A 12498-nucleotide genomic window follows, 5' to 3' on the forward strand; every position below is an offset into this window, starting at 1 on the left:
CCATCCTTAGCGATCAACCTCCCGCGCCCTGCCTTCTATTTCCTTACGTCCGCATATCGAAAAAGATACCGTCGGCAGCCCCTAATAAACCCATTCCGTGCCTCCGCCTTTCCGTGGCTAAATTAACATGCCGGAGGCATGCCCCCTGCCGATAGCCCTTTTGCACTATTTCCAGCTCCGTAGATAACCGGTATTTTAGTATACGCAAAAAAGCTAATCAACTTAAGGTTAAGACTCTGCTTTACAGCTCATTAAATGCTTTAACCATAAATTAACGATCCAGTCAACCCCAGTTTTGTATGCTTAATAATACCCTCATATCACGTTTATCCGAGCACTGTAGCGTAAGCCCACATAGCATTGCAATAGAGTTTAATGATGAATCGTTAACCTATCAGGAGCTCGATATCCAATCAAATCAACTCGCAAACCTACTGATTAACAAGGGCGTAAAACCCAATAAACACATTCCGATACTGATCAACCGGTCATTTGAAATGATCATAGCCATTTTGGCAACAATGAAATGCGGGGCAACTTACATCCCCATCGATCCTTCTTCGCCTGCGCAAAGAATAAACTTCATTCTCAACGATCTTGAGGCTGATTTTTTGATTACATCCGGAACAAATGACCTCAGTTTCGGAGGTAATAAAATTGTAATAGCCACACAGGAGCTTTCTATGCAATCCCATGAAACACCTGAAATCAATGTAAAAGAAACGGATAGCTGTTACATCATCTATACCTCAGGCTCAACAGGCAAACCCAAAGGCGTGATGATCGAAAACAAAGCCGTTGGCAGCTTCATCAACACCCAAACGCAATTTTACGGCATTGATAATGCTGACCGGATACTTCTCTTCTCCAGCTTTGCATTCGATGCATCGGTAGAACAAATCTTTCTTGCCCTAGCCACAGGGGCTGCTTTAATATTAATACCCGAAGATTACCTGTTAGACGTCAAACAGTTTACACAATACGTTGAAAACAAAAAGGTAACCCACCTGGATGTTACTCCGGGGTTCCTCGACAATTTAAATCCCGGGCACTTTAGCCACCTGAAAAGAATCGTTGTGGGCGGAGATACCTGCCCCAAAAGCCTTTATTTGAAGTGGCAATCCAAAGCGGAATTTTATAATGCCTACGGACCTACGGAAGCAACCGTTACCGCTACACTATTCAAATGTAGGCCCGACCAGTTATCGCTGTCTCCCTCCCTGCCCATCGGTAAACCGCTTGCCGGAACCGAACTATACATTCTCGACGAAGCAGAAAACGAAGTAACAAATGGACTCGCCGGAGAAATTTACCTGGCCGGAGCCCACCTGGCAAAAGGATACCTCAACAATCCGGATCTAACGGCTGAACGCTTTGTCAGCTTGAACATAGCAGGCCAGCAGCGATTTTATAAAACCGGCGACCTGGGCCGGCGCCTGGCCGATGGCAATATAGAATTCATCGGGCGACTGGATAGCCAGGTTAAAATCAGGGGCTACAGGGTGGAGCTGGGCGAAATCGAAACTGCATTGAACGCAATCCCTAACATCAGCCAGTCAGTTGTCGTGGCAAAAAGCAATGGGCAAGCCGATAAACAACTGGTAGCCTTCGTTGTCGCCACCGAAACATTCAGCAGAGAATCTGTTGAAGCTGCACTCGCTGCAGAACTTCCCGAATTCATGATCCCGGCAATATGGGTTCAGCTTGCGCAGATGCCATTAACCGTAAACGGAAAAATTGACCGGAATGCGCTTCAGGTACCCGATTATGCCGATTTATTAAATACCCCTTACGCCCAGCCGAAAACAAAACTTGAAACCAGAATAGCCGAAATATGGAAACAGCTACTCCATGTTAAACGGGTGGGACTAAATGATAATTTCTTTGATCTGGGAGGGAATTCCCTAATGTCGCAAAAACTGATTCTGGCCATGCAGCAGGAAAATATCGATCTCCCTATCGCAAAACTATATCAGTATCCTACCATAGCCGGAATATCCGGATACCTCGGTAAAGCACCTGAAAAAGATCCCAATAAGAAGCGACATCAGCCGCAGGCAGGAAGAGACATAGCTGTTGTGGGCATGGCCGGCCGCTTTCCGGGTGCCGATACCATCGGCAGCTTATGGGACCTGCTTCGTAAAGGAAAAGAAACAACTACATTCTTCACCAGCGAGCAGCTGGATGTGAACATTCCCGACAACATCAGGAATGACGACCTCTACGTAAAGGCAAGAGGAATCATCAACGATACCATGATGTTCGATCCTGACTTCTTTGGCATCAATAGAAAACTTGCCGACCTCATGGATCCTCAACAAAGAATATTCCTCGAAATTGCATTCGAACTGCTGGAGAAGACAGGTCATCTGCTTAAAACCGATCAATATAAAACCGGGGTATTTGCTGGTTGCGGGCCTAATTTTTATTATGAAAACAATGTATTGACCCATCCCGACAAAATCGAAGTGATGGGTAAACTGCAGGTAACTACCGTGAACGATAAAGATTATATCGCTTCACGAACAGCCTATCACCTTAACCTGAAAGGCCCTGCAATCAATGTGAATTCCGCCTGCTCAACCTCACTCCTGGCAATATTTGAAGCGGTAAACAGTCTGCGTGCCATGCAGTGCGATGTAGCGATTGCGGGTGGGGCGAGCATCAATGCCTCCATCAACAGCGGACACATTTATCAGGACGGCAGCATTCTCAGTAAAGATGGCCATTGTCGTCCTTTCGATAATGATTCAACTGGAACAGTATTCAGTGATGGTGCGGGTGTGGTATTATTAAAACGCCTCGAAGATGCCGAAGCCGATGGAGATCAGATCTATGCCATCATTAAAGGGGTTGGCGTTAGTAACGATGGCAATCAGAAAGCCAGCTTTACTGCACCAAGTACAGATGGACAGGCCGATGCAATTCTAACGGCTATTGCAGATGCCAATGTCGAAGCCAAAGATATTAGCTACATCGAAACCCACGGCACAGGAACCCCAATAGGCGATCCAATAGAGTTCGAAGGCCTGGTTCAGGCTTTTGGAGAACATCACGATAAGCAATACTGTGCAATTGGTTCCGTGAAAAGCAACTTTGGCCACTTGACAGAGGCCGCCGGTGTGGCCAGCTTCATCAAAACCTGCCTGTCCCTGCATTATAAAAAACTGTTGCCATCAATCGGATATCAAACGCCTAATAAAAACATTGATTTTGAAAACAGTCCTTTTTTCGTCAACACCATATTGCAGGACTGGAACAATGAAGTTAAACTGGCTGGAGTCAGCTCGTTCGGTGTGGGGGGCACAAATGTCCATGTCATCTTACAAGGTTACCAAAACGCCGAAATACCTGCTGCAGTATACCGGGAACATGAACTGATCGCCTGGTCGGCAAAAGCCCCGGAAAGCCTGGATAGCTACCATAACGCATTGCAGAATTTCACCGCTTGCCAGCCACAATTGCTTGCTGAAGATCTTGCATACGCGCTCAACACTACAAGAGGACGTTTTGCACACCGCGATTTTCGCGTAGTAAGTACACAACATCCGCTTGCAGATCAGCTAACAGGTTCCGGCACGCAAATAAATCAGCCTGTAACACCGTCAGCAGAATCCGTAGATCTTGTTTTTCTCTTTCCCGGACAGGGTGCCCAGTATCACAACATGGGCCACGATCTTTATCTGCAGGAACCGGTATACAAAGAGGCCCTTGATCAATGTGCTCACATCCTAAAAGAATTTATAGGCGCAGATATCAGAGACATTATTTTTTCTGAAGATAGTGCGTCTCCTGCCATCAATCAAACCGAAAATGCCCAGCCGGCAATATTTGTCACCGAATACGCACTCGCACGTCTGTGGATGAGCTGGGGACTTCAGCCTGATCTGTTGTGCGGACACAGCGTAGGCGAATATGTAGCAGCACACCTTTCCGGGGTTTTCTCCTTAAATGATGCGCTTAAGCTCGTTGCGCTCCGCGGTAAAATGATGAGCACAATTCCTGAAGGTGGAATGCTCTCCCTAAGGGCAAAAAAAACCGAACTTCCCAACCTGTTAACAGCGGGACTTTCAATAGCTGCAGAAAATACCAGCAATCTGTTTGTAGTAGCCGGGCCATCTGTCGAGCTGGAGGCGTTCAAAACGAAAACCGATCAGCTGAACATACCGGCTAAACTCCTTTTGGCCAGCCACGCCTTCCACTCTGCAATGATGGATCCTGTGATTCCCGGATTCCGAAAACTGATAGAAACCATCAGCCTTTGCAAACCCAAAATACCGATCATCTCTACCGTAACAGGTGAATTACTTAAAGAAAACGAAGCACTGGACCCTGATTACTGGGCTTCACACCTCCGCAAAACCGTAAAGTTTTCAAGTGCAATCGAAAACATCCTCTCAACCTCTAGTCCTTTATTCCTTGAAGTTGGCCCCGGGGAAACATTAAGCGTTTTTGCCAGACAAATCTCAATGAGCCACTCCGGGCAGCACTGTGTCATATCAGGCATCAAAGCAAAAACATCCGGCACCCGGCAAGTCATCGAAGCATTAGGGAAATTATGGAGCCGCGGCCTCAATATCAACTGGAATCAGTACTACAACAACCAGCAGCGGAACTTCATCGAATTACCCGCTTACGCTTTTAACAAGAAAAAATACTGGCTCGAAACAGTGCCAGCCAATAAAACGATACAACATATAGCGCAAAACACTCATCATCAAATGGATAAAGCTCATATTAGAAAAAATGCACTCATCACCAGAGTTAAAACCGTACTCGAGAATTCTTCAGGAATCGGATTCGATCAGGTCGACCTCGATAAAAATTTTCTGGAAATTGGTTTCGACTCACTTTTACTCACCCAGCTGGCCACCTCTTTAAAGCGTGAATTTGCCATATCCATTACCTTCAGGCAATTAAACGAAGAGTGTTCTTCTATAAACTCCCTTACAGCCTACATTTCCCAACGCGTTCCTGAAGAAATTGTGCAGGAATTGGCTCCTTTGCCATCAGCAATACCCGTTCCGGCTATCCGTTCTGGCCCAAGTCAGGAAGGAAACGTACTTTCCCTGCTGTCTGCCCAGCTGGAAATCATAGCCCGACAAATTCAACTACTCAATCAAAACGATTTATCGGCACAGCAGCAGCCAACGCCTTACCTAACTGAAAAGCCGATTGCACCTTTGCCGGAAGATAGGTCTGCTTTAACCAGTGAGGAAGAAACCAACCTGCGCAAACCTTTTGGTGCAACGCCTAAAATTGAATTGAATGCTGCAGCAGTTGACTTAAAACAACAACAGTTCCTCACCAGTCTGATTGGCCGTTACAATTTAAAAACGGCAAAAAGCAAAGCATATACCGCCGAAAGCCGGCCCTACATGGCCGACCCACGGGTGGTAAATGGCTTCAAACCTGCAGTAAAAGATTTGGTTTATCCAATTGTAGTCAAAAAGTCCTCCGGCAGCAAGTTATGGGACCTGGATGGTAACGAATACATCGATGCACTGAATGGTTTTGGCTCAAATCTGCTGGGCTACCAACCTGACTTTATTAAAGAAGCCCTTCACGATCAGATTGAGAAAGGTTTTGAAGTAGGCCCTCAGCATGAACTCGCTGCAGAAGTCAGCCGCCTGGTTTGTGAATTTACAGGTTTCGACCGTACCGGATTATGCAGTACAGGATCTGAAGCCGTACTTGGCTGTATACGGCTGGCCCGCACCGTCACTTCACGACCAATCATTGTAGCCTTTACAGGCTCGTATCATGGCATATTCGATGAAGTACTCGTAAGGGGAACAAAAAAGCTGAAATCCTTTCCCGCAGCAGCTGGAATCATGAGCGAAGCGGTAGAAAATATCCTGGTATTGGATTACGGTACCGATGAAAGCCTCAGCATTATCCGGGAAAGAGCCAGCGATATTGCTGGCATATTGGTTGAACCCATACAGAGCCGCCGCCCTGATTTTGTCCCGCTTTCCTTTTTACAGGAGTTGAGATCACTGACACTAAACCAGGGCATCGCCCTGATCTTTGATGAAGTGATTACCGGATTCAGAATGCATCCTGGTGGTGCTCAGGCGCAGCTTGGCATAAAAGCCGACCTTGCAGCTTATGGAAAAGTAGTAGGCGCAGGTATCCCGATCGGTATAATCGCTGGTGTTAAAAACTTTATGGATGCCCTCGACGGTGGCATGTGGAATTATGGCGACAGTTCCATACCAGAAATCGGTATCACCTACTTTGCCGGAACTTTTGTCCGCCATCCATTGGCTTTAGCCGCTGCAAAAGCCTCCCTGTTATATATGAAGGCACAAGGGCCCGGCCTGCAGGAAAAACTAAATGATAAAGGGACCTTTATTACCAAGGCACTGAAAAGAGAAATATCAGCCAGACAGCTCCCAATGGATGTAGTCAGCTATGGCTCGCTCTGGAAACTTACATTCGATCAAATCATCCCCTTCAGCGAGCTATTGTTTGTCATCATGAGAGAAAAAGGTATTCATATCCTGGATGGTTTTCCTTGCTTCTTAACGGAAGCCACAAGCTACCAGGACATTGATAAAATTGTAGCGGTTTTCGCAGCGTCGGCTGATGAAATGATCAGGGCAGGTTTTTTCCCCGATCATCCACAGCAATTAAATCAGTCATACCACAACAACTCGGTAGTCATAGATAGCCTGGTTCCACCCGTGCCTGGTGCCCGTCTCGGCAAAGATCAGTCGGGCAATCCCGCCTGGTTTATCGAAAATCCAGAGGTACAAAACGGCTACTTACAGATTCAAATTTAAACGCTCATAAATGGAAACACTTTACGCCAAAAACGATTTTATTGCCATTGATTTTAACCCTTTTGATGACCAGCTCATCATCAGCAAAATCGTGTCAGTGAATAAAGCTCAGCAGGAAATCTACCTGTCATGCTTATTCGGAGGCAAAGAGGCAAGCCTCGCCTACAACGAATCATTGTCGTTAATCATGACCGGCAATTTCAATACCGGTCACTTTAAGAATGCCTTTGCACAAATCATTAAGCGGCATGAAGCCCTGCGCAGTGCCATCAGTGGCGACGGCGAAAAGCTCATCATTTATGAGGATGTTCCCTATACAATAATTGAAGAAGACTGGCTTCACCTAGATGAAGAAAGCACAAAAGCAGGCATAACGGACTTCATCACCCACCAGATGTCTTTACCCTTTGATCTTCAGCAAGCACCTTTATTCAGAGCTTTCATACACCGGATGGCGCCCGATCGCCACAGGGTAACCTTAATATTCCATCACATCATTTGCGATGGCTGGTCAACGGGCATCATCCTAGAGGAATTAAGTAAGATTTATAGTGCCCTTTGCAGGGGCAATTACTCCCTGCTTCCCGAAGCATTTCAGCTCAGTCAGTTCGCGCTTGTGCAGGAGGAGTTTCTTCGTAGCCAAAGCTTTCAGCAAACGGAGCAGTTCTGGTTAAATCAGTTTCAACACCACGTCCCCGAAATGAGCCTGCAGGCAGATTTTCCACGCGGCCTTTCGCGAACCTATCAGTCCAGACGGATCGATCAGCTGCTCCATCACGAAGTAGTTGAAAGCCTCAGAAAATCAGGTGCAAAAATAGGATGCAGTCTGGTCACCACCATGCTTTCCCTGTTCGAAATACTCATTTATAAAAAAACACAGCAACCAGAATTGGTCATTGGCCTCCCTTCAGCAGAACAAGCTGTAACTGAATTTTATAACCTGGTAGGTCATTGCGTTAATATTTTACCCATCAAAAGCAGTATCGACCCCGAGCGGTCACTAGCCGATTACCTCAAAGCTAAGCGCGAACAGCTAATGGATGTTTACGAACATCAGCAGTACAGCTTCGGTCAGCTCCTGGGTAGCTTAAAAACCAAAAGAGATCAGTCTCGCATTCCTTTAGTGCCTGTAGTGTTTAATATTGATATGGGAATGGATAGCGATGTGAGTTTCCTTGGCTTGCAGCATCAGGTGATTTCGAATGTGCGCCAAAGCGAAACCTTCGAACTGTTTGTGAATGCCACCGATAGTACCGAAGGTCTCACGCTCGAATGGAACTACAACAGTCAGCTTTTTACGCCTGAAAGCATCCACAAAATGATGGATGATTTCGCTCAACTGATCAATGGATTCATTGAAAATCCATCTGTCCGCATCATCGATGCCATCAGCATTGGCCAAAACCAGGCAATAATTAACGGGGTAACTGCCCCTGTCAGCAAAACTTTTATCGAGCTCCTGAGGGAAACAGTATGCGCTTTCCCAGGCAAAATCGCTTTAATAGATAACGAAAATCAGATCTCTTACCTGTCTCTGGAAAAACAAACCAACGCGCTGGCTAACTACCTTTCAGGCAGAGGCGTTAAAAAGGGACAGGTTGTAGCCCTTGCCATGCACCGCTCTGCCCAGATGATTACCGGCATCATCGGCATCCTGAAAACAGGAGCTGCATACCTTCCCATCGATCCGACATTACCCGCCGACCGCGTCAGGTATATGCTCGAAGATGGGGATGTCGAACTGATGATCACCGATGTATTGGAAAATGTGCCCGCGCAGGTAAAATCTGTTAACCTCACCCAGGTTTTTCAATTTCTTGATCAAGAATCAGCACCACTTCCGAAACCGGAAATCAGTTTAACAGATACGGCCTATTTGCTGTATACTTCCGGATCAACTGGTCGGCCTAAAGGGGTAAAAATCAGCCACAAAAACCTGTCAAATCTCTTATCCTCCACCAGGCTAATGCCTGGCATGATACCCGATGATAAGCTGCTGGCCATTACCACCATCTCCTTCGATATTGCCATGCTAGAACTGTTTTTGCCACTTATATCAGGAGCAAGCGTAATTGTCGCCAGTACGGAAGCCGCTAAAGATGGCCGGCTGATTAACGAGCTGATCCTCCGGGAGAACATCACCACCATCCAGGGCACGCCTTCCACATTGTCGATGATTCTCGATTCGGGACTACAACAAAACAAGCTCCATATCATCGTTGGTGGCGAGCAGCTGGATTTAGTTCTGGCTAATAAAATCATCGCTACAGGTGCCCGGCTCTGGAACATGTATGGTCCAACGGAAACAACTATATACTCCATTGGAAAAGAAATTCTTAAGGAGGATGAAGTCATTACGATAGGTCGCCCTTTACAGAACACCCAGGTGTACATTAACAATCCAGCCGGCTACCCGGTGCAAATCGGGCAAACCGGTGAAATTTGCATCGCAGGTGAAGGTGTAGGGCTTGGTTACCTCAACAACAATGCGCTCACCAGTCAGAAATTCAGCCTTGCCGCCAAAAATTCAAATACCATTTTATACAAAACCGGCGACCTGGGAAAGATACTTCCAAATGGTGAAGTGCAGTGCTTTGGGCGCATCGATCAGCAAATTAAAATCCGCGGACACCGCATAGAACCAGTGGAAATTGAAACGGTGTTGCTAAGCCAAACCGGAATCAGCCAAGCGCTTGTGATGCAAAGAAATGACCATGGTGATGACAGTTGCCTCGTCGCCTACATCACACTCCACGATGCCGCAGTCACCAGTCCCCTTATCGTCGATCATCACCTCACCCACGGAAAGCAACTGACTTTGGCAAAAAGTTATAGTACAACCCTGTCAGAATGTTTGGCAGCTACTTTACCCGCCTACATGACGCCGCAATATATTATAGCGCTCAATTCCTTTCCCTTAACCCCCAACGGGAAGGTCGACAGAAGCCTCTTGCCAGCACCAAAGAGAGCTAAAGAATTGATTTTGTCAGCACAATCTAACGTCCTCAATCATAACGAACAAACGTTACTCAATATCTGGTCTGAATGCCTGGGCACAAACAACATCACCCTTACCGACGACTTCTTTGAACTGGGTGGAAATTCCCTGATGGCGGTAAGGTTAATGGTTAAAATCGAAAAAGAAACCGGGATACAATTGCCATTAACAACGCTGCTAAGTCATTCTACTATTGAAAAACTGGCCCTTCAGATGAAGTCCGGCTGGAGTGAACAACGTTCGCAGACCCTCATTCCTATTCGAACAAATGGTTCCAGGCCTCCGGTTTACCTCATACATGGAAGCGGACTTAATGTACTCTTGTTTAAAGGCATCATGCAGTCACTTGATGCCGATCAGCCCGTATATGGTATACAAGCCATCGGCCTTGATCAGTTTGAAACCATTCCCGACAGCATAGAAGCAATAGCTTCACGCTATATCGAAGAATTGCTCAGCCATAACCCCGATGGCCCCTATCATCTCGTGGGTTATTCTATGGGTGGTTTTATCGCATTTGAAATGGCTAAGCAGCTAAAAAAAGCAGGAAAAGAGATCAGTATGCTGGGCGTGGTAGACACGGATACGGGAGAAAATACATCACTACCCGGCGAACAGAAAAAGATGTCCTATTTCATTAAAAGGCAATTCAAAAAAATACCTTTTATCGCAAAGTCATTCCATAAAACGCCTGTCAAAACCATCAGGTACCAGCTCAACATCACTAAACAACGCCTGCTCAAAAACCAGAACGAAATGGATATGGAGTTTGGATTGCTCAGTCAGCGGGAAAAAGAAATCTACACGGTTTACGATCTGGCACTTGAAAAATACGTACTCAGCCCTGCTGCCCTTAAAGTAACGCTTTTCAGGGTTTCCGAAAGACTGTATTTCCTTGATGACCTTATACACCTCGGCTGGGATCGCTTTGCAACACTCGGTGTAGAAGTATGTGAAATCCCCGGAGACCATAAAACTTTTATTTCCGAAACGCACCGCAGTGATTTTGCCAGAATTCTTCAAAATCAAATTAATCAGCACACGCATGCATACTAAGCCGGATTTTGTCATTTCTGAACCAACATGGTACGATTACTTTGATTCTTCTGCAATAGCCGAAAACCACAACCATGTTTTTCAAATCAGCCTGGCCGAATGCTTTATAAGTATCGCAGGTAACCTGAAAGCCGTAGTATCAGGGAAAGAGATAGAAAAGGCCACGAGGTTCAAAAATGATCAGGACGCACAGCGTTATCTGGCAACGAGATATATACTGAGAAAACTGATTTCAAACACCACCGGACAGCATCCCGCCCTCGTGAGCTTTAATGAAGGAAAAAACAGAAAACCCATTATCGATGGTATCGAATTTAACATTAGTCACAGCGCCAATAGCATTCTGATAGCGCTGAGCAGCGGTCCAATTGGTATTGATGTGGAACACATCAATCGGCACTTTGACTATCAGGAGCTCATTCCCCACTGTTTCGATCTGGATGAACAGCGCTTTATCAATACAGCAACTCATAAATCTGCAAGGTTTTATGCGCTATGGACCCGCAAGGAAGCCATATTGAAAGCAACAGGTGAAGGATTGATTGATGACCTGACAGCCCTCAATTGCCTTTCTCCCGAATACAAAGAGGCCGGATATAACTTCCGTGTGCAAACTTACATCCTTGGTCCTGATTACGTTTTCACCCTGGCAAGCAGCCAAATAGCCAAAACCATATTCTGGAATTACCAAACTCAAAACCCTGTTTATGCAAACCATCGATAAAAGAGCCCACATCACCTATGAGGAGTTCAACACACAATACCTCAAAAAAGGAATTCCTTTGGTGTTTACCACCGCTTCCAGAGTGTGGGGAGAAAATAATTTTGGTCCCGATTTTTTCACTGAGCATTTTGGCGAACATGAAATGGAATTCGAGGGCCGCAAATACAATGTAAAGCAAATTCTGGAGCTCACAAAAAACAGTACTCCTGAAAAGCCCGCACCATACCCAATCTCTTTTGAAATCCCCTTTGATATGCCTGGATTCCTCAAATATATTGACCCAATTCACCTCAACTATGCTACACCAAACTGGTTCGATTCCAATCTTTTCCCCTATGGAAAATTTGGTAAAAATATAAACCTGTTTTTTGGCGGACAGGGCAATCAGTATTCATTGCATAAAGACTTCTACCATACTAATGCCTGGATTACACAGCTGTACGGACAAAAGAAATTCATCCTTTTTCCGGGCGAACAAGACGAATTCCTTTACCCCGGAAAAACCGGTTACACCAGTTTCCTCTCTCCGGTAAATGTCCTCAAACCCGATTTGCAGAAATACCCCCGCTTCAGGCAGGCACGTCCGATTGAAGTAACCTTGCAACCCGGGGAAACCATATTTGTACCCAATGGCGTTTGGCACACCACAGTAGCACCCGGACAAAACATTTCGCTCATCGTCGATCAGATGAACAGCACTAACTATGCCGCCTGGCGCAAAGACATCTATCAGATCAGCAAACAGAAAAGCTTGGTCAAAGGCATCCTCAACTATTCCTTTGCACTGGCCGCAGGCACAATCTGCAGCGTGCGCGAAAAGAATAAAGTAAATACAAAGATAAAATACAAAATAAGCTGATAAATAGTTCGATATCTCATTACAAGCAGCAAAGCATTTGGTATTAAAGGGCTATTGTGATGCAGAGCTCCCA

The 12498-nt window shown here is 45.9% G+C and carries 4 protein-coding genes; all 4 read left to right on the forward strand.

Going from position 1 to position 12498, the window contains the following annotated elements:
- Positions 1–299 precede the first annotated feature (299 nt).
- Genes R2Q80_RS10105 through R2Q80_RS10120 form a run of 4 tightly spaced genes read left to right on the forward strand, consistent with a single transcriptional unit; the run spans position 300 to position 12425 of the window.
- Positions 300–6788 carry a polyketide synthase gene (locus R2Q80_RS10105; RefSeq protein WP_316799483.1) on the forward strand — a complete coding sequence of 2163 codons (6489 nt, stop codon included), beginning with the start codon at positions 300–302 and terminating at the stop codon, positions 6786–6788.
- A gap of 10 nt (positions 6789–6798) precedes the next feature.
- Positions 6799–10842, forward strand: coding sequence for an amino acid adenylation domain-containing protein (locus tag R2Q80_RS10110; RefSeq protein WP_316799484.1), 4044 nt, complete (start codon positions 6799–6801; stop codon positions 10840–10842).
- On the forward strand, positions 10832–11566 hold the full coding sequence (locus R2Q80_RS10115; protein WP_316799485.1) for a 4'-phosphopantetheinyl transferase family protein: 735 nt from the start codon (positions 10832–10834) through the stop codon (positions 11564–11566). Before R2Q80_RS10110 ends, R2Q80_RS10115 begins: the two co-directional genes overlap by 11 nt.
- Positions 11550–12425, forward strand: coding sequence for a cupin-like domain-containing protein (locus R2Q80_RS10120; protein ID WP_316799486.1), 876 nt, complete (start codon positions 11550–11552; stop codon positions 12423–12425). Before R2Q80_RS10115 ends, R2Q80_RS10120 begins: the two co-directional genes overlap by 17 nt.
- Positions 12426–12498: the final 73 nt, after the last annotated feature.

This window comes from Pedobacter frigidisoli (assembly GCF_032678525.1).
In the GTDB taxonomy this organism is placed as follows: domain Bacteria; phylum Bacteroidota; class Bacteroidia; order Sphingobacteriales; family Sphingobacteriaceae; genus Pedobacter; species Pedobacter frigidisoli_A.

Excerpts from the sequence above, each read along its gene's own strand:
- R2Q80_RS10105 (WP_316799483.1), top strand. The coding sequence starts at position 300 with ATGCTTAATAATACCCTCATATCACGTTTATCCGAGCACTGTAGCGTA.
- R2Q80_RS10110 (WP_316799484.1), top strand. The coding sequence starts at position 6,799 with ATGGAAACACTTTACGCCAAAAACGATTTTATTGCCATTGATTTTAAC.
- R2Q80_RS10115 (WP_316799485.1), top strand. The coding sequence starts at position 10,832 with ATGCATACTAAGCCGGATTTTGTCATTTCTGAACCAACATGGTACGAT.
- R2Q80_RS10120 (WP_316799486.1), top strand. The coding sequence starts at position 11,550 with ATGCAAACCATCGATAAAAGAGCCCACATCACCTATGAGGAGTTCAAC.